Genomic DNA, 24509 nt, shown 5'->3' on the forward strand with positions numbered 1-24509 from the left:
GAGATGAATCCTATGGATTTGAGATTGCCCAGGACAGGGTGTTTTTTCTTCATCATCTTTTATTTGAATTGGATTTTACAGGTTCTTCTCGACTGTGTGAATGAGTATCAATCTCCAACAGAACAGTTAATCTCCCATCTGATACTGATGAAACTACCAGTCCTTCCAACTGTTTAGTTACTGACGGACTTATTGAACGAACAGTATATCCTGAAATACCGCCAAAGGTGTGTTATAAGATAACAGAGTATGGAGAATCTTTTAGTTCTGTTTTCAAGGCGACACTACATCAGGCCAAATGCAAAAAAAGACTAATGACCAGGAGTTTTGACATCATGAAAAAACAGTTCAGTATTCAACTTGCTGCTCCTTCGGATCTGGAGGCGGCGGATCTCGTTTTTGAAAGTTCCATATCTGTGGCATTTGAACAGGAGGGTCTGGAAGCCTTAATCGACGACATGCAGCAGGAGATTGAGCACAAAAAGCGGTTGCTGCGTACATCTTTGTCAGCTTTGAATTCAGACTTGTTCTTCCTGATGGCCAAACATAACCATAACGTCGTTGGAACGATCTCTTATGGCCCTTGCGGAGAAGCTATCAGGAAATGTACCAACGATGAACTCGGACATGTGGGGACATTGGGAAGTTTATATGTGCTGCCCGGTTACCAAGGACAAGGAGTAGGCTCGACGCTAATTCGGGCTTTGATGACCAGGCTGAAGGAAATGGAAGTTACGCATTTTTGCCTGGATAGCGGCTTCAAAATAGCCCAGACCAAATGGCTGCGAAAATTCGGCACCCCTTACACCGTTGCAAAGGATTATTGGGGCAAGGATGGAGATCACATGGTGTGGCTATGTGAAGTGCAGGATTTTTTATAAGAAATGGAGTGAAAACCGTCTGTTGCTCAATTCTTGACCTGTATAGCAGATGAATGTGAGCATATGGTGACATAAAGAGTTCATCCTGCCATCATGATGTGCACTCGTTTATAATAGTAAAAAAAGGGACAAGGAGATGAACTCAAGATGAAAAAAATAACCTTGATAGCTACGGGGCTAGTTGCGGTTGCCATAGGGACATATCTGATTGCAGGAAATGCCCAGCGAGAAGAAGCCGACACCCAAGGAGCGTCAAATATCAAGCAATTGGTGCATGATTTCAGTACAAGAAAGGCAACGGCCCAGTCCGCTTCCATCACTTCCAGTCAGTTGAGCGTATCGGAGGATGGTACCACAACCAAGACCTACGATCTGCCTGATAACGAGTTTTTTGTTTCGATAGCGCCATATATGGAACAGACCCACCCTTGTGCAACCCATAGCCTGACTGGTTGTCAAGGCGAAATGAAGGATGAAGAGTTCAGTGTAACGATTCACGATTCTGATGGAAATTCAGTCATGAATAAAACCTCAATAAAATCCCAGCCCAATGGATTTATTGATCTATGGCTGCCGCGTGACAAAACCTATAGCGTTACGGTGGAGCGTGAGGGGAAAACTGCAAAATCCAAAATCTCCACGTTTGAAAACGACGATACCTGTATTACCACGATGCAATTGGGTTAACGCAGTGAATCAAGTTCCAGTTAACGGAATCCTGTGTGCAGGAAAGGGAATGGGAATGCATCAGGCCCGCGCAGATGTTGACGCGGTCCTGAATGGAGCATAATTGATGTACCACTTAGCCTGTTGGCGGGTGTTTACAACATCTCGGCTATGACCTACTGAAGTTATTCAAAGATCAGATACCAGAAAATCGCAATTTCATCACTGTGTTTATAAAATACCCTGATACAAGTGAAGATCAAATCCGCCTATTCCAAAGCCACAACTTTCGTAAAATTTGCATGCATTTACGTTATTGCTTCGCGTCTCCAACATGATTCCGGGCATTCCACCGTTTTTCGCCCACCGCTTGGCTTGTTCGATCAGTTTACGGCCTACTCCCTGCCCTCTATATTTTTTGTCAACTGCTATGTCTTCTACATAAGCATATTTGTTCCAGTTCCGTTTCAGTACGATACGACCTACTACTTGATTCTCGGCGCAGGCCAAGTACGCGATTTGATCCGGGCTATCGATGTATTCTGAGCAGTCTCCGTCCGCTGCTTCTTCAAACTGTTCTTCTGAATAGCTTTTCGTATAGCCAGGAATTTCTTTCACCGTAAATCCGATTTGTCGACCCGTCAGGGACAGGACGATGGTAGAATCAACAGTAAAACTGTCATCTATTTCCTTCCAGTTAATTTCATCTCCGACCATGATCTCCCGAATCACAATATCCATATCATCCTCCTAATTTTAAGCCTAATTTTAACTGGCGGAGTGTATGGAGTGAGACGGCGGACCTCGGACTTAAAAGAATACGATTTTCATAGTTATCGCAACCTCCAGGGAGTATTATATGAGATTATTTTACCATAATTATTAATCCAGTCGTCCCAACTCCTCGGATAGAGCAAATCTCTTCTCATTCAATTTCAATGCAAAACGTTCGAGTAGGGATACTACCTGATCCGCAATACACGATAATCTCCACGTCTTGATCCAACTCGGCAGAATGTTCTAGCAACTATTCCGGCAATATCATTTTCTTCCCCCAAAAATCTATCCCTCCAAAGTTTGCAAATGGATTAAGAGATTAACATCATTTGTTTATTTAACCATTAATATTTATACATAAACACAACGATACATACAAAAGATGATACAGGTTCAAAAATAAATCCACTTTGGAGGGACAGATTATGATATTTCAACAAATTTGGGAAGCAGATATGAAGGGTAACGGTATACTTCCTCTAATCAAAGGACTGAGTGAAAATCAAAAGGATTCGGAACAAGGTTATGTTATCGTTGATATGGACCCGACCCCAGATCAAGTTACAACCCCAGGAAGTGAACAAAATGAAATTACAGTATTTAAGGAAACCCACATTCCGCAAAGTAAACAAAAATCCTACGATTTATTTATTAAACTGCATGACAACTATGAATGGCTAAAAGATAAAAAAGAAACAACAACTCCTGAGGAGCAGGCTGAAGTCAACGAGTTTTTGCAGTTTGCGATCGGAACTAAACCGATGCAGCTTGCCCGAGAGTACGCCCAATCCAACGGACATCTTGCAGATGGCAGTTCAGATGAAGAGTGGATGGACATGCTAAAAACACTCTGGTTCAAATTAATTAAAGGAAAAAGCACCTCTTATTTTGAACATGTGTTCCTGGGTGAACAAGGTAGTAAAAAAAGAAAATTGGGTGGGCACCATTTCTGGTACCATTATTTAATTAACGATGGTCCCTATGTGCAATTGAAGAAAGAGGATTCCATTGTATTCATCCAGCATGTAGAAGTAAATAAAATAGAAGCCAGCAAACTGGCTGAAGTCATAACCATTAAATATACCTTGGAGGAAAAGAAGGAATCAGGTGAGAAAACCAAGCTTTTCAAAGATATTGGAGGTTTCTTTGTCGGTACAAGTGCGGAAGGTCTACTTGCTCTAGGTACGGTTGCTTTTCTGGACGGAAGGCAGCATATCCCGGTTGAACTGAATGGAGAAAAACTTGATATCACTGTATTTCGAACAACAGATGGAGCGAAAAATGCAAGAACTTTCTTTCCGGTAATAAAAGAAGCAGTTCCAGTAGGGTAAATCATAAAACTTGTAGTTTTTGCTTGCAAGCTTCTAGAGATATACGAAAAGGGAGAACTGCTATGAGTCAAACAGAAATGCAGTATGAGATTAAATTTCTATTAGACGGTAATCAGGTACTGTCAGATGAGCATGAATTACGTGTTGACCTTGTGCATCTGGATCAGGCAGCGCATCAACAGCTGGATATTCGCTTTTTGGATACGCCTGCGTTGGATTTGTACCATGCAGGCTGGATTTTGCGCGGACGTCTCAAGCAGGGCAAAGATCAATGGGAAATCACTTACAAGAAGCGAATAAATCTTTCCGAGAGCAAAAATATAGAACAAGCGATGCGATTAATGGAGGAATCAGGCTTTAATCTGAATGATCCTTCGTTGAGCAAGGAAGTAGATTGGAGTGGAGAACATCAATCCTTGAACCTTTCATATGAGGTGAAGGTAAATGTATCCGCACTCAATCATCCCGATGATTGGAAGGCCATTTTCTTGAAGCATGCACCGGAACCGCTGCGACGGGAGCAAGAGGGCAAATTTACCGAAATGCTGACGAAAACGAATTTGTTTGGCCCAATCACAGCCCATAAATATAAAGGGGAATGGAGCGGGATACAGGAAAGCGCGGAGGTTTGGAATGTTGCTGGTAGCTCCATTGTGGAGATCACAACGGAGGCAACAGGAAGCGTAGCAGCGCAAAGCAGTCACGATTTAATGAAAAAGCTGCTGCAACAGCAAGATTTATTGCCGCTACAGCCAGGCATGTCCAAAACGGGCTGGGCGCTAAATAAATTGCTACATGCTGAAAATTCTGTAACCGATCCTTTTTTACTACTTCTCCGTGGAGGGTACAATCTCTATTTTCGACATGCACAGCCTGAAAATACACATGATAATGATGTCATGCTAAGTACATTAGGCCGGGAACAGGCTTGGAGGCTGGGTGAACTGCTTACGGCAAGAAAAATCCCGATACAGCTTCCGGTCAGTGCTAGCCCAATTATGCGAGCGAGACAAACGGCAGAAATTGCTTTTAGCCAGCAAAACGTTCAAATTGAGCCACGTCTGGTGCAGAGAGAGCTGGATCAGCTGTTAGAGACAGCTCCTGAGGCAGGGCTGAATCAAATATTTGTAGCACACCGCCACCATTTTAATAACCAGTTGAACCCAAATGAGAAATTGGGTTATCTAAATATGGTAGTGCTTAAACCTCTAGGAACGGGAAAAGGATACAAAGTAGTACAAGTGCTAAACTTGCTCCAGGAAGCCTTGATAAAGTACGGCAGTACTGTTTCCGAAGTGGCTCTAAAATAGAAGATTTATAAATACACCTTTATGTGTATTTTCAATTTAGCAAGAGCGCATATAGGGGGAAACTCAGGCTGCCGAGAATGTCTCGGCAGCCATTTAAAGTAAATAAGCCGTGTTCAGCATAGGCTCTTTGCCTTATGCTCGACTTAACCTTTTACCATTGACAAAATGATATTTCTCCGTCATAATCCAAAAATGATAACGATTATCATTATCTATAAAATGTACATACACGAGGAGAATATGTTCTATGAAAAAAGGTTTGAGTGGGATTGTAATGTTGCTGATTTTTGCGCTTGTTCTGGCAGGCTGCGGAGCTGCAAGCAATACATCGGAAAGCCAGACGGCAACTCCGGACAGCACACCAGCCGAAGCGGCTGGTCCTGTGAAAGTAAAGCATAATCGTGGTGAGATCACACTCGACAGCCCGGCAAAGCGTGTTGTCGTGCTGGAATGGACATTTACGGAGGATATGGTTGCGCTGGGTGTTCAGCCTGTTGGTAATGCGGATAATGCCGGATACAAGCAGTATGTATCTTCGGAGGCGGGGCTGGACAGCAGCGTGACCGATGTAGGAACGCGCGACGAGCCCAATCTGGAGGCGATTGCTGCATTGAAGCCGGATCTGATTATTTCCAATGTTGATGGAAATGCAGCTATCTATGATCAACTGAAAGCTATTGCACCGACAGTCGAATTTAGCCTGAATAGCGGCAAAGGCTACGATTATGACAAAATGGTAGAGATATTCAATAACATCGCGGTCGCTCTTGGAAAAGAAGATAAAGCGAAGCAGGTGCTGAAGGAGTTGGATCAGCATTATGCGGAAGCCAAAGAAAAGCTTGCCACTGCGGGTAAAGCGGACTTTCATTATAGTTTGACACAGGCGTTCACTTATCAAAATGCGGCCAGTCTGCGCATGTTTTCGGATAACTCGGTTGTCGTGGGAACACTGGCGAAGATCGGGCTGATTAACGATTGGAAGCCGGACAAACTTGAAACGTATGGTTTTTCAACCGTGGGCATTGAAGCGCTGCCTGCCGTTCAGGACAGCAACTTCCTCTATATTGTGCAGCCGGACGATGATGTTTTCGGTGCAGCGCTGAAAAATAATTCGGTCTGGAACGGCCTGAATTTTGTCAAAGAAAAACGTACCTATGCATTGGACAGCAAGACATGGACGTTTGGCGGTCCTATCTCGTCAAAAGCGTTGGTTGACAACGTTGTTGCGGCGATTACGAAATGAGCCGGGGCTGAGTATTCTGTCCAGTTTATAACTGGTGCATGGCAAGCATGAATGGGGCGGTCTAACCGCTCTCATCCATGCTTTTTTTTATAGGCTTATAGAATGGCTGCTATCTCGTTGCATCTCTATTCGTTGTTTCCCCATTTTGTTCATTCTTCAGTTTATTCTTCACCCGTAGCTACAGGGTTCTCCTCATAGCTAATCCAGTTGCTCGTCGACGGAAATCGAGCCTGGGGACATACGCTGCATCTCCCGTATACTATAGGCATCTAGGTCCCGTTTAATACCTTAATTTGTATATACTAAAAACCTATTAAAACAACTGCAAACTTCCGACATATTATCTAAGAGCTTCTCGCTCAATATTCCTCGGGGAGATGGCAGCATGTCACAAAATTCTAAAAAGCGCGTATTCAGATCATCCAGCATTGCGAACACATTGGCCATGGTGTTGTTAGTCATTATCGTTGTCGTCTTTGCAACCTTGGGGACGTTCATGTTTGCAAGCACGCAAAGCATACTTGTTAAGCAGCAAGAGGCCATGCTCCAGACCAAGACGCAGGCCGTTGTCACTCAATTCGATGCGTTGTTTAAAGAAAAGGGATCACTTGTCAAACAAATGTCAACGAACAATCTTTTTAAGCAATATTTAGAAACCACCTCATCGGCAGAAATGGTGAAAACTTCTCCTTATGCTGCCGAAACAGTAGCGACTCTGGCAGCCATTGTAAAGGCAGAGCCATCTTTTGCCGACGCCTGGATTGCAGGAATATCTGGCAAAGGCTTCTTTCTTCAGAATGATGGTGTTGCTTCTAAACCGGATTTCGATATCCATACACGCCCATACTTCAAGCCAGCTGTTGAAGCAGACGGTTTATACTACTCAGAACCCTATAAGGACGTCAATTCGGGTAATGTGCTCATGGGCATTTTCTATCCGATTAAAGATAGCAGTAATCAATTAATCGGATTTGCTGCTGTCGATATTGCTTTCAAAGACATCCCTGCCGTTATGCAAAGCTATTCGCTTGGAAGCACAGGTTATTCGATTCTTGCATCCAAAACAGGTGATATTTTGTATCACCCCGATCAAAATAAAGTGCTGAAAGAAAAGATTAATGAAAGCACAGGTGATCTTGGAGAGATCGGAAAGAAAATGATTGCCGGCGAGTCCGGAGTACAGCTAATTAATGATAATGGCGAACGTCGTTATATCGGGTATGCAACCAGTAAAGATACGGGGTGGTCTGTAGGCTTAACCATTTCTGAAGAAGAGGTGCTCTCAGAATTAAGAGCGTTTACCTGGATTACCATTGGTGGTTTTGCGGCAGCCACCATCCTGCTCGTTGTGATTTGTTATATAACGCTCCGTTATCTGTTGAGATCAATACCGAAGTTGCTCGCAAAAATCAAACTGATTGAAAATGGTGATTTAACCGTTCAGTTTGATACACATTCCAACAACGAAATCGGGCAAATTTCTCAAGGAGTTCACAATATGGTTCAAAAAATTCAAGGCATGCTCCAAATGGTGGGCGGCTCCGCTCAAGTCTTGAATCAGTCTTCTCACGATTTGCAATCCATTTCTTCCAGAACCGCGATAACAATGAACGATACTGCGACAGCAATCAATGAGATTGCCAATGCAACGAACTACCAATCCATCGAAACGGATAACATTTTACAAAAAACCGGAGCATTATCCGGCCAAATTGACGAAATTGCCAATGATGCCAAAGCCATCGAAACGATGGTGCAAATCTCTGCCGAGCAAAGCGGAATGGGGCTAGCTGTAGTTGATCAGTTATCCAAATGGGCGGAAGAGAACCACAATTCCACACAAGCGATGTCGTCTATTATTCAGGAGATTGATCTAAGCCGTCACGAGATTTCGAGCTTCGTGGACACGGTCAACCAAATTGCAACGCAGACCAACCTGCTGGCGCTCAATGCTTCCATTGAAGCTGCACGTGCAGGAGAACAGGGCAAAGGGTTTGCCGTTGTTGCCGGGGAGGTTCGCAAGCTGGCTGAGCAGACGGCACTGGCGACACAGGAAATCTACAAGAAGGTACGTGTGATTGAAGAAAAAACCAGTGTTTCGGTTGAGCATACGGCTCACGGCCTGAAAATTGCAGAAGAAAATGCGAGATCGGTGGAGAACACGAAGCAAGTATTCTTTAGCATTAACAAGGATTTGGAAGATTTGAAATTGCGAATGATCCAGATCAGCAACAACACCTCCAAAGTCCACAAGCACAAAGATGAGATTTTGCAGGCGCTGGAGATCATCTCTTCCACCACGGAGGAGAATTCAGCTTCAACCGAAGAGGTTAGCGCCAGCACGCAGGAACAATTGGAGAGCTTCGAGCAGGTTGCTGAACTATCCAAACAATTAAGTCAATTGTCCAATAAGCTTCAAGACGAATTAAAACAGTTCAAGGTTGAGTAACAAGTCTATTAGGCATGATTTTGACTAAATATTCAGCAAAGCCCGCGATCAGCGCGGGCTTTTTAGCTTCAACAGCTGTTGTGGGGTAGAGGGCATGGTAGCTGGTGCGGGATACAGATAGATTAAACGTATAAACTGAAATTTAGCGGGGTGAAGATATGAATTGCTTTGAAAAAAATATGGTGTCCGTCTGGTACGGTCACTTTGCCTCTGATGATGAGTTATTTGAATATGTTGAGATTAAATACCCGGAAGATGAGAATGAGGATGTTTTTAGCGATTTTTTAAATGACCATGAAATAGATGATTTTGACGAAGATTTTGCTGAAGGAGTCTTTCTGATGGATGGGGCAGATAATGGTATAAAAGATGTTTCCTTTGTTGATTCTTTTTTATCTCCACTATTACATGATTTGAGTAAAATAGATGGCAAATATAATTCGTTGTTCTTTATATATGATTGTAATACAAGCGGTCTATCTGAAAAAAATGGCGACAAAATGCGCTTTTTAACGGCTTATCCTTATTGTATTAACAAATGAGAAACAAATAATCAGGCTCATCTTTTGTTTATGTGGGGAGTAGAGCGAGTTCCAATTGGATAGCTACTGAACCTGAAGCTGGAGTATCTGTTGGAGAAGGTGGCGGCAGTGCTATGGGATGATGTGACGGAGCAACTGGACAAATAAAGGTAAGACATTTTATGATAATGTAAATTGGACTTAATGGATCAATAATTTACTCTGAAAGAATCAGGGACTTAAGATGAATATCCATCTTAAGTCCCTTTTTTTGTGCAAAATTAGATTTCCAATTTTTTGAACGGCTGATATACTAAGGAGGCAAGTGAGATGAAGATAAACCTACTTTATCGGGATGAAAAAACGATCAGCGTACGCTTGGAGCGATACGGAGTCAAGGAGCGAGAAGGGATTCGATCCATACCAGGCAGGAAATGGGTTCCAGACGAAAAAATCTGGGCGATTCCGTACAGTATCTCGGCTGTAGAAAGCCTGTTGGAAGCGTATCGGAGTTGTAAGTTTGAGTACGACGAGCGCTTGAATAAAGAACTACCGTACATCCGGGAATGGCTGGATCGACGGGACACGCAGGCTAATGCGGTTCCCTCTTCTTCGGATCGAGGTGAATGGAATCCGAATCAGCGGCAAGAATTGCGCGATGCATTGGTGGCAAGGGGCTCAGCAGCAAGACGATTAAAGCATACATATCGCAAACGGAACGCTTTTTTGCCGATTTGCAAGGGACCGAAGCAAGCATAAATGATGCGGTGGTGCAAAAATATGCGCTGGTGCTGCTCGAAAAAGGTCTTTCGCACGCTTATGTTAACCAAGCGATCAGTGCGTTGAAATTTTATTTTCGCCATGTGCTAAAGCAGCCCAAATCCTCCGCCTATGTTCGTCCGAAAAAGGAGAGTAAACTACCGGATGTGCTGTCCCTGAATGAGGTCATGCGTCTGTTGAAAGTAGTGAAAAATCCAAAGCATAAGGCTATTCTGTACCTGACGTATACATCCGGGCTGCGGGTAAGCGAAGTGGTGAGGTTGCGTCCTGAAGACTGCGACCATGAACGGAAAGTGCTGAAAGTCCGTCAGGGAAAGGGCAGGAAGGATCGGCAAACGCTGCTCTCCGAAGCGGCTTTTGCGGTGGTCGAGCAGTACATAGGGGTGGAGCGGCCAGAAGACTGGCTGTTTCCAGGGCAGAGGGAAGGCCGCCACCTGACGGAACGTTCAGCGCAGAAAGTGTTTGAAAAAGCGCTGGCTGAAGCGGACATTCGCAAACAGGTGAGTATCCATTCGCTAAGGCATTCCTTTGCGACCCACTTGCTGGAGAATGGGATTGATCTTCGCTATATTTAGGAACTGCTAGGGCATCAGAGTGTGCGAACGACGGAGCGGTATACACATGTGAGCAGACGGGACATTGGGCGGATTCAAAGTCCGTTGGATCGGATGGGCGGGCTGGAGGATTGAAACGCAGAAAGTGCGGGAATAAGGAGAAAAGTGCAGGATTCACGAAGTTCGTAAATAAGACGAAGAGAGCATTCTTTCGGAAGTTCGTAAATAAGACGTTATCAGAAATAATCTAAGGAGGACTTCAAATGAGATTAAAAATGAATTTACTTGAGAATGCATATGATTTTTTAAATTCTTCACTTTCTTACTACAGTTATGCTGAAGAAGATTTTAGAGCGTGGAAAATTGCTTTTATAAATATTGTACAGTCAATTGAGTTGATGACTAAAGAGAAACTTAGACGTTCAAATAAGTTTCTGATTTATGAAAATATAGATAATCCTAAAAATACTATTTCATTTTCATTGGCATTAGATAGAATGATTAACATTCTTGAGCTACCTCTTGAAAAGAATGACGTTCAAAAAATCAAAAAGGCTATAGCATTAAGAAACCAAATGATGCACTTTGAAGTAGATTTACCTGTTCAAGAACTAAAATCAAAGTATTCAGTGTTATTTGAGTTTGCAACTTCATTTCATTATAGATTTCTGGATGGTGAATTACATAATTTCATTGATGAAGGACTATGGGAAGAAGAAGCTGAATTGATGGCTTTCTTCAAACAAGATTTTTTTATTTATAACTCTGAAGAGGTACATCGCTTATTCCCAAAAGATTTTATAGAATCAAAATATATTGAAGAATATCTGATAAAAGGCGAAGCGTATCCTCGAATTAGATACGGTGAAGAGAAGTATGAACGAGGATTAAGACATACTAGGGAAACTTGTGCTGATTGTATGGTTAAACAAGGTGAATTTCATGTGCCCGGATGTGACTGGGAGCAATGCCCAAAATGTTTTGGACAAGCAATTGGATGTGGTTGCAATTTTGAGGAAGAAGAGATTGTAGGATGATTCTATAGAAGGAATTACATCTGATAACATTATATTCACGCATCGGGCATACGCCCTCGGTCCGGCAGAAGGATTTCAGGGAGGCAGAGGCAGCCGGACACATCCGACTACGTCGGACGTCGTGAATTCGGGAACGTTAGGTAAAATTAATTGTTTTTAATCAAAGGAGTATGATTTAAAGATGAGTTTTACTTCAGAAAATATTCTTCCTGAAGGTACAGCCTATAATAAATTAATAAATTTAATAGCCTTGTTAGGCTACACAAAGCAAAGAAACGAATTCAAAAATCAAGGTATGCTAGCAAGTTATTTTTGGTATGAATATAAGAATTATAGATCGTATGTTGGAGTAGAACTCGACATTTATAAGAAAGACGGTAATATTTTAGTTTATACAAGAACTAGATCAGGGAGAAGTTATTGGGATTTAGAACATCAAAATAAAACTATTAAATATATAAAAGATTATTTTAAAGGAAGTTTTTCAACGGATGAGGGCAAAAACCGTTATTTTATAATAGATGAAAAAGTCCCTACTGAGTTAGAAGCAGGACTTTTTATCGCTAGGTGGGTTTACAAGAATGCACTTATTAAACCCAAAATATATTTAGATTCAAGGAATTTGAAAGGTGATATTTCAAGGGTAGAGCATACAGGCATTTCATTTATAGATGATCTAAATCCAAGATTCTTTTCTAATAACTTGTTAATACCTTACTTGGTAGCAACTTGGGAAGAATATTTGAAGAAATCATTTATTGTGATATTGAAATATACAGATAATAGGGACAAGCTGTTTAAAGAAGCGCGGTTTTCAGTAAATAATCTAAGAGATATCTCTGCTGGGAATACCTCAATTGAAGAGGCTTTAGTTGAAAAATTTTCATTTCAAAGACCACGAATAGTTGCAGAAAATTTTAAAAAGCTTGATGAAAAATTAGATATATTTACTGTATTAAACAAGCCGATTTTAAACAGAAAAGTTTCTCTTTTTGACTCTATTGAAGAAATTGTTGAGTTAAGAAATACATTTGTTCATGAAGGAGGTATGGATTTAAGTATCAATGACAAAAAACTTAAAGTCATCATCAAAGATTTTGAAGTTGCAGTAGATAGGATTTACGATAGATTTGGAGCTTATTATAATTTTGAACCTAGTAGAGATTTTTGATTCGAAGAACATATATTAACATCACCTAACATAATATTCACGCTGCGGACATTCGTCCTTGGCCCGGCATTCGCCGGACACCCGACATACGTCGGGTCATGAATACAGGAACGTTAGGTGTAATTATTGTGAAAATGAAATGAGGGGCACTATGAAGTGGGTCATATCTTTAGCTGGAGATGAAAAGGAACTTTATGAACTTTCAAAGTCACTCAATACCGAAAAGCTAACAATTTTCAAAGAAGAAGGTGAATATCGATTAAAGTCATCAGATATCTTCTCTACTGATGACTATAAAAATGTTTCAGAAAAAGTAGAAAATCTAGTGAAGCTAATAGATGGTGTGACAAAGTTAGTGTTGGGAACACATAAGAGAATTACTGTACCGGATATTTATCTTCTAAATGAATATGGCGGACGTACCTTCTTTATGAGTGCGGAGCTTTCTGGTTCTGCGAGTATGAAGGCAATTCCGCAAATAATAAAAGCTAATGGAACAATTGAGATTTCTATTTCTAATCCTGCTAATTCTGTACCTGATTTGTTAGAGCTGTGTGAAAAAAACGAGGTAATTGATAAAGTAATAAAATTGATATCGTACGATGATGAAAGTTGGGTAGGATTATATAAAATTTTTGAAGTAATAGCTAAAGAGGCTGATGTAAAATCTTTTTCTTCAATTTCTTCAGAGAGCCTTAAGAGATTTACTAGGACTGCTAACAGCTATAAAGCAATTGGAATGGAAGCAAGACATGCATTAGATTATGAACCTCCTAAAGAACCGATGTATATAACAGAAGCACAATCTTTAATTTATTTATTAGTAAACGAATGGATTAGACAGAAAAATTGATGCAATTATCCGAGGGAGGCAATAACTCCACCTAACATATTATTCACGCTACGGACACTCGTCCTTGGTCCGGCATTCGCCGGACACCCGACATGCGTCGGGTCGTGAATACAGGAACGTTATGTGTAATTATTGAAAAGATCATGGAGGGGAAATCTATGAAAAAGAAAGAATATAAAGATAGATTAATTGAATTACTTAATGAAGGAATTGAAGAACTAACAACAGACCAAGTAATCCACAAAACGAAATTATTGATTTTTGAATATGAGAAAAAACAAGCGTATAGTACAGAAAATAAGGGGAGACCTTGGACAGATGAAGAGTTAAGAGTAGTATTATCATTTGCACCAACTAAAGAAAACATACTGAAGTTGGCCAAAGGATTTAAACGTAGCTACGGGAGTATTGAACAAATTTTTAGATGGGCTGTAACCACCGATGAAGAGATTATAAATAAGGGAAGAGAAGATGATAGTTTTATAAAACAGATTAGAAGATTGTATAAAGAGATGGGTTGGAAGGCGTAAAATTAGAATGTCAATCAATGGAGTGATAACTACACATAACATAATATTCGAGCTGCGGCTCCGTTGGAGCCTAGGTCTGTGAGAAGGATTTCGGAGAGGCATTTCAGCAGACAACCCCGTTGGGGTTCATGAATACAGAAACGTTATGTGTAATTATTGAAAAGATCATGGAGGGGAAATTTATGAAAAAGAAAGAATATAAAGATAGATTAATTGAATTACTAATGAAGGAATTGAAGAACTAACAACAGACCAAGTAATCCACAAAACGAAATTGTTGATTTTTGAATATGAGAAAAAACAAGCGTATAGTACAGAAAATAAGGGGAGACCTTGGACAGATGAAGAGTTAAGAGTAGTATTATCATTTGCACCAACTAAAGAAAACATACTGAAGTTGGCCAAAGGATTTAAACGTAGCTACGGGAGTATTGAACAAATTTTTAGATGGGCTGTAACCACCGATGAAGAGATTATAAATAAGGGAAGAGAAGATGATAGTTTTATAAAACAGATTAGAAGATTGTATAAAGAGATGGGTTGGAAGGCGTAAATTAGAATGTCAATCAATGGAGTGATAACTACACATAACATAATATTCAAGCTGCGGCTCTGTTGGAGCCTGGGTCTGTGAGAAGGATTTCGGAGAGGCATTTCAGCAGACAACCCCTTCGGGGTTCATGAATACAGAAACGTTATGTGCAATATCTTGAAAAACTAAAAAGTGAGGGCTGTTATGAAAGTTTGGGTTTGTACTTGTTTTGATACAAGCTTTGATTTTTGTGAACAAAAATATAATGTCAGATACGATTCATTTGACATAGAAATAATTCGAGGGAGTTCAGAAGAAGGTCATAACTTATTTATTGAAACAACTAAAGAAAATGCTAAATTAGCGAACGAGGCAGCTAGAAGATTCTTAAGTGAGATTTGCTGGTTGTATCAATCAAGAGTAGAGATCATTGCTGGTGGTGGATGGGCCTCTCATAAGACGCCTACTAACGTTGCGTTTCGAAAATTTGCAAGGATAGGTGGGGGAATAGATTTAACTAGTTACAGGCAAATAGCTTCAACACATGAACAGAAAATTGCTTTAGGAATTTATAGAGAAGCATTCAGTTCAAATAGTATTTTTTATAAATTTTTGAGTTGTTTTAAAATCATCAATATGACTTATAAGACGGGGAAAGAACAAAAAGACTGGATAAATAATAATATAGAGAAACTCATTAAAAGTAAAAGTAAGATTGAACAGTTAAAGCAGGAAGGCATCACTAACTTGGGAGAACATTTTTATCATTCCGGGAGATGTGCTATAGCACATTCTAATATCATTAGCGGCGAACCCATTGCAGATGCTGACAATCATGAAGATAACTTTAGGATTGGAAGAGAGATTGAGGTTATCAAAGAATTAGCGGAAATAATTATGAGTGATGAACTAATGATACCGACTAGGGGACAACTAATTAAGTATTATTAAGCGTATCCATGGAGTCACGGTACAGCACATAACATATTATTCATGCATCAGGCATACGCCCTCGGTCCGGCAGAGGGATTTCAGGGAAGCAGAAGCAGCCGGACACACCCTGGCATACGCCAGGCGTCGTGAATACAGGAACGTTATAAGAAACCGATTAAAACAAAAAAAAGAGGAGTTTCAACATGATTTCTAAATTTGAAAACCCATTAACGAATGCATTGTCTCAAGGAATAAGTGAGCAGGATATTTTAGAGGCAGTTAAATCATCTGGGTATCCATTACAAACAATAATTACTGAAAAACTAAAATCTTTTGATTTGACAGAAGAATGGAGTTTCGTTGATAGAGATACTAAAAGCATGAGGAATATAGATATATTGGCTGAAAAAAGACTATATACTTATGAGGATTTCCCAGATACTAGAGTGCGACCTCACATAAGTTTATTGATAGAATGTAAGCAATCATCATTACCATACGTCTTTTTTCTAACAAAACATAAACCTTTTCTTGACAACTTTCCTATATATACTGGTTTGTTTAACAATAATCGCATTCAAATAAAATCCAACGACACAAGAGACACTTGGTCACTGTCAATAAATAGACTATTTGGTCTTGTTGAACATGATTTTATATGCAATTCTCCCTACAATTCAAAAGTTTTTAGCAAGTGTGTAAGGAAGGGAAGAGAATTTGAACTATCAGGAAGTGACACATATAATTCTGTTGTAATGCCAGTCATTAAGGCAATGAGTCACTATTCTCAAGTTTGCACTCCGCCGAAAACAGCTCATTATTTCAGTAGTTATTTAACTATGGGGATAGCAGTTATTGATGGTCCAATGTTAGGGATTAATGTTAATGAAGATGGCAACAACGAGTTAGTATTTACGCCTTGGGTCAGAGTATTACGTCATGAAAATGACGATGAATTGAAGTGGATGTACAAAGGTAAACATTATGTAATTGATGTTATCCACAAAGATTTCTTTTCAACTTATATCGATCAGCATTTAATGCCATTTGCAGAGTCATATGCTTCATATGCATTGAAGCACGCAAAGGTGTTAGCGAATGGAAAGGGATTTATTAAAGGGATGGGACAAGATTGCACTAATAATCTGGAAGATAGGTTGAAGTAATTTCAAAGGAGAGCCGGCATCTTATAACATTATATTCACGCATCGGGCATTCGCCCTCGGTCCGGCAGAAGAATTTCAGGGAGGCAGGAGCAGCCGGACACACCCAGCATTCGCTGGGCGTCGTGAATACAGGAACGTTATAGGAAATCAGCGTAAAAATTAAATATCAAAATCAATATTGTTAGTTACTTATTGAATTGTTTTTTTACGTTAATGGTCAAACGGAGGTAGACTATGAATGAGAACGAAATGCTTGTTTATCATATTGTGACTAGGAAAGAAATGAGTCCTGGACAGATTATCAATTTTGACAAAAACCAGAAGAACAACCTGTATCATTTCTTTTTTGAGAAGACATATACAAATAATAACGGTGAAGATATTTTTAAGATTTTACATGATCATTATTCAAATGAAGGATTGAAGCTGGATAAAGAGAACGCTGCAGCAACGATGAAGTATGCAGGACAAACGATCAGATCTGTTAGAGAAGTAATAGTAGAAATGGTGAGATTACAAGAATACCCGGATTATCCTTCTAGATTGTCTTGCTTATATGCTGCGAGAAGTTATGAGGATGCTTTGAAATGGAAGGAGATATTTGATTCTTTTAATCGGAAGGTTTTGCAGATTGTTAAGCTACGAGTAACAGGGAGTTATTTTGAAGGTGATGGGAACCTATTACCAAAGGTAGACGGAGCATCATTTTCAAAAAAAATCGAACAGGCTAGAGAATATTGGAAGGGAAATGTAAAAAACGAACTTCCTGAGCTTCTGATTAATGGAAAAATTGAAGTTGTTGAAATAATTGATGATTTCACATTAGTATAATCTGAGTATTTCAAAGGAGACGCTGACATCCTATAACATCATATTCACGCATCGGAGCCTGGCGGCTCCTCGGTCCGCGAGATATGATCGGCAGAGAAGTGGATTCAGCGGACACATCCGCACCGACTAACTGCGCAAGCGCAGCCGGACCCTGGAGGGTCCTTAAGTCGGTGGGACGTCGTGAATACGGTAACGTTATAGGAAATATCAGCAAACCATAATGATCTAGAAATTTCAGAGAAGGAATGAACCGATAATATGATGATTTCATACAACGTTGGTTCAAATAAAATCCAATTTAGAGCCGCTAGTATTTTATTACATAATAATAAAGTCCTACTTCAGAGGTAACTGTTTTTCCATTTTCATCCTCGTTCTACTTGCTTTTCTACTTCGTCAACCACTAATTATGGTTTTGAGCCATTAAGCGGCCTTGGTCCTGAATTTCTTTGGACTGAGGCCGTTTTGTTTTGCTTGCAACCGTTCATAATTGTAAAAGTGGAGTAGGTCCTAATGTCTCTTTCAAGCTCCTCAAAGGTAGGATAAGTATCTAAATAATACCTCTCATTTTAAAGTTCCCCAAAACGATTCCATAGGGCTATTATCGATGAAAGCCAGCGAAGTGTATTGATAGCCTCGGTCACTATGAAGCATAGGTTTACTTCCCGAAGCTTCTAGTAAAGCTAATTTCAAGGTCTGGAACACAAGAAGCTTGTTATTTGGAACGCCCGAATACATAGGAGACAATGGATTTGTCATAAAGGGTCAAGAATAGCGCTCTTAAATACGCTTTTTGACCCCTTCAGCTTCATTAACCGGTACACACGTTTAAGGTTAATCTTTTTTTCCGTATGATATCCACCAGCTCTGTAGCGCTTACATTCTTGCGAATTAAAGTTGCAAAAAGCTGTACTAAACTTATTAAATTAAAATAACTATAATCAAATTAAGAAAGGGGTTACATTTTATGAAGGAACGGACACGACGAATATTTGCAAGATTTTTAAGAGTAAGTACGCCATTAACTTTTGAGGATTTGAGCAAAGAATTTCGTATCAGTGAACGTACTTTACGAAACGAATTGGTGCTGATTAATGAATATTTGGCTGAAAATAATTATCCAGTTGTTACTACTTCAAGAGGCGAAGGAATGAAATTGGTTCTGCCTGATAAAGAAACGAAAAAGTTACTGGCGCAAGTCGGTGACAATAAGGAAAAGGATTATTATCGACCGGATGAACGTTTTCTTGCCTTGCTGTTGGATATTACAGATACTACAAAAACCACGTTGCTTTATGAAATGGAAGGGAAGTTGCAGGTATCTAAAAGTACGTTGGATGAAGATATGCGTAAACTTCGTCAATATTTAAATCAATATGGGATTTCCGTCGAAAGCTTGACGAAGCAAGGCATTGTATTGCAAGGGGATGAGCGGTCCATACGGTCTATGCTGTTTGAGGTTATTAATAGTATGACAGATATTGATCAACTGATGCGGTATACAGATACCGTAAGTAAATTTGTACTGGATTATTTGGATCGAAAAGTATTGCAAACACTTGGGAAACATTATGATGAATTATTGAAAAAGTCTAATGTGGAGACTAATCATGTGTACCGTAATCAGATCACTTTGTTTGTAGCTATATGGGGAAGACGTGTACAAGAAGGAAATACCGTTAGTGAATTAACAAAGGCACGGGCAGAGATAAAAGAAGGCCCGGTAAGAAATTTTGTGGATTCGATTTGTGCCGATTTTTCATTATATCCTTCGTTAAATGAAATTAAATATATTACATTCACCATTGAATCGTTGAAACCAAAAGATATGAATAGTTCATTTGATTGGGTTGCAGCACAATTGTTAGCGATTCAATTAATAGAACATGTAGAGAAAGTAACGGGGATTCCTTTTTCTCAGGAAGAAGAAGATTTATATGAAGGTTTGTATAAGCATATCACCGGATTGTTAAGTAGAACCAAGAACGATTTACAGGTATTTAATCCATTGAAAGACACGATTAAAGAATCTTATGCAGTAATTTATAACGCAGTAGCCTGCTTCAGCAAGCGAATAGAGGATTATACCAAGAAAGCATTATCGGAAGATGAGATTGGCTTCCTAACCGTGTATTTTTCCACTTCAGCAAGCCGGATGAACCAAGAAGAACAAGATGTTTATCAGGCGGTTGTCGTTTGTAATCATGGAATTTCAACCGGAAAACTATTAGCTTCCAATTTAAAAAGGCAGTTCAATATCGAGATTGTAGCCGTTTTAAGCTCGTATGAATTAGCTTTTATTGACAAGTTGGATGTAGATCTGATCTTTACTTCAATTCCCATTGAGTACCCTAAAAAGCCGATTTTATTACTAAACCCTATTTTAATGGAAAGTGATAAGAAGGAAGTAAAAGCGTTCTTATTTGAACACCAAAATAAAAGAAGAACGATTTCCAATAAATTGGATGCCACGAAGCTTATCCAGGATGTTCTGGCATTGATCGTTGACAGCGGCGGTACGATCACACAGGAAAGCTATGAGAAAGTAGAAGAAACTTTCAAACAACATCATTTAAAAATTAATACAAGGGAGATACAGCCGATGCTACAGGATGTTTTAACGGATTCTAACATTTTACTAAATCAGGAAGGGCAAGACTGGAAGGAGGTGATAACGAAGGTTGCAATGCCTCTATTACAAGAGGAGGTCATCGAAGGGCGATATATAACCGCAATGATTAAGTCTGTTGAAGAATTTGGGCCATATATTGTTGTGGGAAAGCATCTAGCGTTAGCACATGCACGGCCAGAAGACGGAGTCAATAAATTAGGCATCAGTGTCATGACGTTGAAGGAGCCAGTTCATTTTGGCCATCCGGATAACGATCCTGTAAAAATTGTCTTTTGCTTAGCTGCAGTAAATTCACATTCGCATATAAGAATTATGAAAAGTCTGGTTGAGTTAATTGACGATACAGAAAAATTAAATAAGTTAATTGTTGCAAAAGATATGAGGGCTTTTAATGAGGCATTACACGGGAATCCCCCAATTCAGGATATACAAAGCGAGCAGAAGATTCAATAAGACAGATTTCAAGATAGGATGAGTAGAAACCAAACGATTTAAATTAAGGGGAGAGCAGTATGAAAAAAGTAAATATCTTATTTGTATGTGGAGCAGGCTTGGGAAGCAGCTTTGCGTGTCAAATGGCGGCTGAGGATGTTCTAAGGAAGCTGGGTGTTGATGCGAAACTGGATCATAGTGATATCTCGTCCGCAGTATCAAATAAGCCGGATATCATTATGACTGCACAAAATTTCCAAACTCAATTTGAGAAATTCTCAATTGATCCCAAACAAACGACAATTATTTATTTGAAAAATATTGTATCCAAACAAGAAATTGAAGAAAAAATCACCCCGGTATTACAGGAAAAGGGCGCTTTGGCTTAATCCATTCTGGAAATAAGGAGGGAGAAAATGGGAGTAGTAAACTTTATTATCCAGAATATCTTGACACAAGCATCAATCACCGTTGCGTTGATTGCCATGTTAGGATTGATTTTGCAAAAGAAGTCATTAGGACAAGTGATTTCAGGTTCGTTAAAGACGTTGTTAGGGTTTATGGTGTTGTCGGCGGGTTCTAGTATTATTGTCAATAGTTTGACTTATTTTGGAAAGATTTTCACAGAAGGGTTCCATATGCAAGGGATTATTCCTTCGATTGAAGCAATTAACGGTCAAGCAATGAATGACTTAGGCTTAGGTCGGGATATTGCATTAACATTTTTGGCTATCTTTGTATTCAATATTTTAATTGCGCGGTTTACGAAATGGAAGTATATCTTTTTAACGGGTCAGGCGATTCTTTGGATGTCAACGATGACAACGGTGTTTGGATATTTCGCAGGTTTGCGCGGCGCCGCATTGATTTTGGTAGGCGGTTTCATTGGGGGGATTTTTGCCGTAGCTATGCCGGCGATTGCACAACCGTTTGTTCGTAAGATTACGGGTATGGATGAAATTGCTCTGGGACATTTTTGTACGGTTGGATATGTATTTGAAGCGGGTGTAGCGAAACTATTTGGTGAAAAGGGTGAAAACAAAAAATCAGTTGAAGATTGGAAATTACCAACGCAATTAGAGTTTTTACAAGATACGTATTTATCATTGATGGTATTGATGGTTCCGCTTTATATCATTACGGCAGCGTTTGCAGGTCCAGAGTTTGGTTCTACCTTATCGGGAAATACCAACTATATCATGTTTGCGTTTATACAGTCTATTCAATTCGTAGTAGGGGTATATGTCTTATTAGCCGGGGTTCGCTTATTGCTGGGTGAAATTGTTCCGGCATTTAGAGGGATCGCAATGCGCCTGGTTCCAAATGCGGTACCTGCGTTGGATTGTCCAGTACTGTTTCCATATAGCCCTAATGCAGTAATTGTAGGGTTCATCACAACTACGATAGGTTCAATTATTGCCATGTTTGTATTGCCTGTCTTTGGTTGGGCTATGATCTTGCCAGGTATACTAACAAACTTCTTCGCGGGTGGTACTGCCGGGATCTTTGGTAACTTAACGGGTGGACGTCGCGGAGCAATTATTGGAGGTATTGTACATGGCTTCTTCATTACGCTGTTACCGGCACTGTTAGTTACCATTTTCAATAATATGGGATTTGTCAATGCAACAGCGACAGATGTAGATACCGTAACAGCCGCTTTACTATATGCATGGATCATTGGTCCAATTCTAAAAGCATTTTAGGAATTTAAGTGGACCTTTTTAAGAAAGAGGTAGTGGGAGGTTTGCATCATGTTTGGATTTGGTAAGAAGAAGAATAAAGAACCGAAAAAAGAAGCGGCAGCAGAAGTGGTATTAACAGAAGAACGTAAGGAAGAATTATTACGTACTATTTCCTTGAAGAAGGAAGAAGTAAATCAAATAGCTGGAGAGGAACAAGCAAAAGTTTATGAAGAGATCGGCTTAGCATTTCATGAGCTTGGTGAAGAGGATGATGCGATCGATGCATTTGAAAAAAGTCTTCAAGCAAAAAAATCAGTTGGAGAAGGTTATAAGACTTTATTAAAACTTTATAACAAGAAACGTGCGGAAGCAGCAAAAGTAAATGATGAAGAATCATTACAGATCTATTTAAAGAAGATGGATCAAATGATGCAGGTTTCTAAAGATGTTACACGTGGTGTGCGATAAGGTAGCAAAATATAAAGAATTCTCAGGAGGGATATGATTTTATGTATATTACATTAAAAGAAGCAGCACTAAGAGCTGAAGAATTAAATTATACTGTCGGTGCATTTAACGCACATAATTTAGAGATGTTACCTGATATGATACGTGCGGCAAAAGAGCAAGGGGCACCCATTATTATTCAAACAAGTATTGATACAGCGAAATATATAGGTCATGAAAATTTCGTTGCCGTATGCAAGTCTATGGCTACAACAGAAATGGTAGATGTAGTGTTGCATTTGGACCATGCAAGAGACTTTGATGATATTAAAGAGGCAATTCACAAAGGATATACATCCGTAATGTTCGATGGTTCTCATTTACCTTTTAAAGAGAATATTATGAAGACAAGAGCGGTAGTAAACTATGCTCATAAACATGGTGTTTCAGTAGAGGGTGAATTAGGAACTATTGGCGGTACTGAAGAAGGGATCCATGTAGATGAAGATAAGAAGAGCTATACAGATCCCAAAGATGCCGTAGATTTTGTTAGAGCAACAGGAGTAGATGCTTTAGCAATCGCAATCGGTACTAATCACGGTCAATATAAATCCAAAACAGAAGTAAATATACCACTATTAAAAGAAATCAATGCGGTAGTCGATGTACCTCTAGTTATCCATGGGGGGACAGGTGTAAACGAAAAGGATATTCATGAATTAATTGATAATGGGATTCGTAAATTCAATGTTGGTACTGAGTTGTTAGTAACATGGACACAAACAGCGAAGGAAACATTTAGAGAAACAAAAGTAAATAAATCATTACGTCATAATATCATCCCATGTAATGAGGCAGTGAAAGAAGTTGTAAAACACAAAATAGGAATCTTTATGAATAAAGAGGGTCATCTCAATACAGTAAAATAATTACAAAAGTGTGTTAGTCTTTTTCATAAGGGATAATGAAGAGCAGAATAATAAGAAGAGTACAAGAATTCCTTGTGCTCTTTTTTAATGAGGTGATAGGGATGGATAGGGTTTTGATCTTATTAGCGGGTTTACCAGGTACAGGAAAAACTTATCTGAGCAATATCTTGATAAATTCTTTAGGTCCATTTCATATGCTTTCTCAGGATAGTCTGAAAGAATACTATTCTGATTTGTATGGTTACAATAATCTGGAAGAAAAGCAAGAGGTAGAGAAGATAGCATGGGTAAAATATTATGAATTAATGGAGAAACAAATGAAAGGAGAAAAAAATATCATATCTGATTATCCTTTTAGTCAGAAGCAAAAACCCAATATTCAGAAATTGGTAGAAGAATATGGTTATAAGGTTCTGACTATTCGATTAATTGGAGATTTAGATATTTTGTTTGAACGACAAAAAAAGCGGGATTTGGATCCGTCAAGGCATTTAAGCCATATTGTAACTTCATATAAAAAAGGGCGGTATTTGGCCGATAGAGGTAAAGCAGATCATTTATTGACTTATGAAGAATTTATAAAAAGATGTACAACAAGAGGATATGACACGTTTAAACTAGGGAAGTTATATGAAGTAGATGTAACAGATTATACAAAAGTGAATTATTCTAAGTTGTTGGAAGATATAAAACTGTGGAATGAAAATGATTGTGCAGAGAATTGAGTAAGTATAGGAAAATTCCTTGGTCTAAAGAATTAATCCTGAATTCGGTCAATATCGAGAATAATGTGAAGAAGATAAGAAGTGAATTGCCAAA

23 protein-coding genes and 2 pseudogenes are annotated in these 24509 nt (G+C 39.4%); 24 read left to right on the top strand and 1 reads right to left on the bottom strand.

The features are described from left to right. Nucleotides 1-110: 110 nt before the first annotated feature. The 3 genes and pseudogenes from E0698_RS27460 to E0698_RS11460 form a co-directional block, all read left to right on the top strand. A pseudogene (locus E0698_RS27460) lies at nt 111-269 on the top strand (winged helix-turn-helix transcriptional regulator); the annotation flags it as partial. A 66-nt stretch (nt 270-335) separates the two neighbouring features. Beyond that, entirely contained in the window at nt 336-881 is a 546-nt protein-coding gene (locus E0698_RS11455; RefSeq protein ID WP_192511631.1) for a GNAT family N-acetyltransferase, read from the top strand. Between the two features lie 147 nt (nt 882-1028). After that, on the top strand, nt 1029-1568 hold the full coding sequence (locus E0698_RS11460) for a CueP family metal-binding protein (RefSeq protein WP_192511632.1): 540 nt from the start codon (nt 1029-1031) through the stop codon (nt 1566-1568). A 164-nt stretch (nt 1569-1732) separates the two neighbouring features. Here the strand turns inward: E0698_RS11460 and E0698_RS11465 are convergent. Beyond that, nucleotides 1733-2288 (bottom strand): annotated as a pseudogene (locus E0698_RS11465) (GNAT family N-acetyltransferase). Between the two features lie 461 nt (nt 2289-2749). Between E0698_RS11465 and E0698_RS11470 the strand changes: the two are divergent. The 21 genes from E0698_RS11470 to E0698_RS11570 all read left to right on the top strand — a co-directional run bounded on the left by E0698_RS11470 (nt 2750) and on the right by E0698_RS11570 (nt 24415). Beyond that, on the top strand, nt 2750-3655 hold the full coding sequence (locus E0698_RS11470; RefSeq protein WP_192511634.1) for a hypothetical protein: 906 nt from the start codon (nt 2750-2752) through the stop codon (nt 3653-3655). A gap of 62 nt (nt 3656-3717) precedes the next feature. Further along, complete coding sequence (locus tag E0698_RS11475; RefSeq protein ID WP_192511635.1) at nt 3718-4965, top strand: histidine phosphatase family protein; 1248 nt, start codon at nt 3718-3720, stop codon at nt 4963-4965. Between the two features lie 247 nt (nt 4966-5212). Then, entirely contained in the window at nt 5213-6208 is a 996-nt protein-coding gene (locus E0698_RS11480) for an ABC transporter substrate-binding protein (protein ID WP_192511636.1), read from the top strand. Nucleotides 6209-6593: 385 nt separating this feature from the next. Beyond that, nucleotides 6594-8657: a methyl-accepting chemotaxis protein gene (locus E0698_RS11485; protein ID WP_192511637.1), complete on the top strand. Its 2064-nt coding sequence runs from the start codon at nt 6594-6596 to the stop codon at nt 8655-8657. Nucleotides 8658-8815: 158 nt separating this feature from the next. Next, on the top strand, nt 8816-9199 hold the full coding sequence (locus E0698_RS11490; protein ID WP_149093863.1) for an immunity 22 family protein: 384 nt from the start codon (nt 8816-8818) through the stop codon (nt 9197-9199). 309 nt (nt 9200-9508) lie between these two features. Then, nucleotides 9509-9937, top strand: a complete 429-nt coding sequence (locus E0698_RS27465) for a hypothetical protein (protein ID WP_337916204.1) — start codon at nt 9509-9511, stop codon at nt 9935-9937. Continuing rightward, the gene (locus tag E0698_RS26775) at nt 9883-10533 is read left to right on the top strand and encodes a tyrosine-type recombinase/integrase (protein ID WP_337916217.1); all 651 of its coding nucleotides are present in this window, start codon (nt 9883-9885) and stop codon (nt 10531-10533) included. The genes E0698_RS27465 and E0698_RS26775 overlap by 55 nt, the downstream gene beginning before the upstream one ends. A gap of 242 nt (nt 10534-10775) precedes the next feature. After that, nucleotides 10776-11549, top strand: coding sequence for a hypothetical protein (locus E0698_RS11505; RefSeq protein WP_068942507.1), 774 nt, complete (start codon nt 10776-10778; stop codon nt 11547-11549). A gap of 181 nt (nt 11550-11730) precedes the next feature. Beyond that, a complete protein-coding gene (locus E0698_RS11510; RefSeq protein WP_192511638.1) occupies nt 11731-12720 on the top strand; it encodes a HEPN domain-containing protein in 990 nt (329 codons plus the stop codon). Nucleotides 12721-12871: 151 nt separating this feature from the next. Beyond that, nucleotides 12872-13573 (top strand): hypothetical protein, encoded by a 702-nt coding sequence (locus E0698_RS11515; protein WP_192511639.1) that lies wholly within the window; start codon nt 12872-12874, stop codon nt 13571-13573. Between the two features lie 158 nt (nt 13574-13731). After that, nucleotides 13732-14103, top strand: coding sequence for a hypothetical protein (locus E0698_RS11520; RefSeq protein ID WP_023989607.1), 372 nt, complete (start codon nt 13732-13734; stop codon nt 14101-14103). Between the two features lie 274 nt (nt 14104-14377). Beyond that, a complete protein-coding gene (locus E0698_RS11525; protein WP_192511640.1) occupies nt 14378-14656 on the top strand; it encodes a hypothetical protein in 279 nt (92 codons plus the stop codon). A gap of 183 nt (nt 14657-14839) precedes the next feature. Beyond that, nucleotides 14840-15586 carry a methylamine utilization protein MauJ gene (gene mauJ / locus E0698_RS11530; RefSeq protein WP_192511641.1) on the top strand — a complete coding sequence of 249 codons (747 nt, stop codon included), beginning with the start codon at nt 14840-14842 and terminating at the stop codon, nt 15584-15586. 185 nt (nt 15587-15771) lie between these two features. After that, a complete protein-coding gene (locus tag E0698_RS11535; protein WP_192511642.1) occupies nt 15772-16734 on the top strand; it encodes a hypothetical protein in 963 nt (320 codons plus the stop codon). Between the two features lie 234 nt (nt 16735-16968). Then, the gene (locus E0698_RS11540) at nt 16969-17565 is read left to right on the top strand and encodes a DUF2441 domain-containing protein (RefSeq protein WP_192511643.1); all 597 of its coding nucleotides are present in this window, start codon (nt 16969-16971) and stop codon (nt 17563-17565) included. Between the two features lie 967 nt (nt 17566-18532). Then, a complete protein-coding gene (locus E0698_RS11545; RefSeq protein WP_192511644.1) occupies nt 18533-20650 on the top strand; it encodes a BglG family transcription antiterminator in 2118 nt (705 codons plus the stop codon). A gap of 59 nt (nt 20651-20709) precedes the next feature. Beyond that, nucleotides 20710-21018, top strand: a complete 309-nt coding sequence (locus tag E0698_RS11550; RefSeq protein ID WP_068501702.1) for a PTS sugar transporter subunit IIB — start codon at nt 20710-20712, stop codon at nt 21016-21018. A gap of 27 nt (nt 21019-21045) precedes the next feature. Then, nucleotides 21046-22335: a PTS sugar transporter subunit IIC gene (locus tag E0698_RS11555; protein ID WP_192511645.1), complete on the top strand. Its 1290-nt coding sequence runs from the start codon at nt 21046-21048 to the stop codon at nt 22333-22335. A gap of 48 nt (nt 22336-22383) precedes the next feature. Further along, nucleotides 22384-22782, top strand: a complete 399-nt coding sequence (locus E0698_RS11560; RefSeq protein WP_103049517.1) for a hypothetical protein — start codon at nt 22384-22386, stop codon at nt 22780-22782. A 41-nt stretch (nt 22783-22823) separates the two neighbouring features. Further along, complete coding sequence (locus E0698_RS11565; RefSeq protein WP_068501709.1) at nt 22824-23690, top strand: class II fructose-bisphosphate aldolase; 867 nt, start codon at nt 22824-22826, stop codon at nt 23688-23690. 101 nt (nt 23691-23791) lie between these two features. Further along, the gene (locus tag E0698_RS11570; RefSeq protein ID WP_103049518.1) at nt 23792-24415 is read left to right on the top strand and encodes an AAA family ATPase; all 624 of its coding nucleotides are present in this window, start codon (nt 23792-23794) and stop codon (nt 24413-24415) included. Nucleotides 24416-24509 lie beyond the last annotated feature (94 nt).

This window comes from Paenibacillus sp. 23TSA30-6 (assembly GCF_014858585.1).
Taxonomy (GTDB): domain Bacteria; phylum Bacillota; class Bacilli; order Paenibacillales; family Paenibacillaceae; genus Paenibacillus.

Coding starts and splice junctions, on each gene's coding strand:
- E0698_RS11455 (WP_192511631.1), top strand. CDS start 336: ATGAAAAAACAGTTCAGTATTCAACTTGCTGCTCCTTCGGATCTGGAG.
- E0698_RS11460 (WP_192511632.1), top strand. CDS start 1,029: ATGAAAAAAATAACCTTGATAGCTACGGGGCTAGTTGCGGTTGCCATA.
- E0698_RS11470 (WP_192511634.1), top strand. CDS start 2,750: ATGATATTTCAACAAATTTGGGAAGCAGATATGAAGGGTAACGGTATA.
- E0698_RS11475 (WP_192511635.1), top strand. CDS start 3,718: ATGAGTCAAACAGAAATGCAGTATGAGATTAAATTTCTATTAGACGGT.
- E0698_RS11480 (WP_192511636.1), top strand. CDS start 5,213: ATGAAAAAAGGTTTGAGTGGGATTGTAATGTTGCTGATTTTTGCGCTT.
- E0698_RS11485 (WP_192511637.1), top strand. CDS start 6,594: ATGTCACAAAATTCTAAAAAGCGCGTATTCAGATCATCCAGCATTGCG.
- E0698_RS11490 (WP_149093863.1), top strand. CDS start 8,816: ATGAATTGCTTTGAAAAAAATATGGTGTCCGTCTGGTACGGTCACTTT.
- E0698_RS27465 (WP_337916204.1), top strand. CDS start 9,509: ATGAAGATAAACCTACTTTATCGGGATGAAAAAACGATCAGCGTACGC.
- E0698_RS11505 (WP_068942507.1), top strand. CDS start 10,776: ATGAGATTAAAAATGAATTTACTTGAGAATGCATATGATTTTTTAAAT.
- E0698_RS11510 (WP_192511638.1), top strand. CDS start 11,731: ATGAGTTTTACTTCAGAAAATATTCTTCCTGAAGGTACAGCCTATAAT.
- E0698_RS11515 (WP_192511639.1), top strand. CDS start 12,872: ATGAAGTGGGTCATATCTTTAGCTGGAGATGAAAAGGAACTTTATGAA.
- E0698_RS11520 (WP_023989607.1), top strand. CDS start 13,732: ATGAAAAAGAAAGAATATAAAGATAGATTAATTGAATTACTTAATGAA.
- mauJ (WP_192511641.1), top strand. CDS start 14,840: ATGAAAGTTTGGGTTTGTACTTGTTTTGATACAAGCTTTGATTTTTGT.
- E0698_RS11535 (WP_192511642.1), top strand. CDS start 15,772: ATGATTTCTAAATTTGAAAACCCATTAACGAATGCATTGTCTCAAGGA.
- E0698_RS11540 (WP_192511643.1), top strand. CDS start 16,969: ATGAATGAGAACGAAATGCTTGTTTATCATATTGTGACTAGGAAAGAA.
- E0698_RS11545 (WP_192511644.1), top strand. CDS start 18,533: ATGAAGGAACGGACACGACGAATATTTGCAAGATTTTTAAGAGTAAGT.
- E0698_RS11550 (WP_068501702.1), top strand. CDS start 20,710: ATGAAAAAAGTAAATATCTTATTTGTATGTGGAGCAGGCTTGGGAAGC.
- E0698_RS11555 (WP_192511645.1), top strand. CDS start 21,046: ATGGGAGTAGTAAACTTTATTATCCAGAATATCTTGACACAAGCATCA.
- E0698_RS11560 (WP_103049517.1), top strand. CDS start 22,384: ATGTTTGGATTTGGTAAGAAGAAGAATAAAGAACCGAAAAAAGAAGCG.
- E0698_RS11565 (WP_068501709.1), top strand. CDS start 22,824: ATGTATATTACATTAAAAGAAGCAGCACTAAGAGCTGAAGAATTAAAT.
- E0698_RS11570 (WP_103049518.1), top strand. CDS start 23,792: ATGGATAGGGTTTTGATCTTATTAGCGGGTTTACCAGGTACAGGAAAA.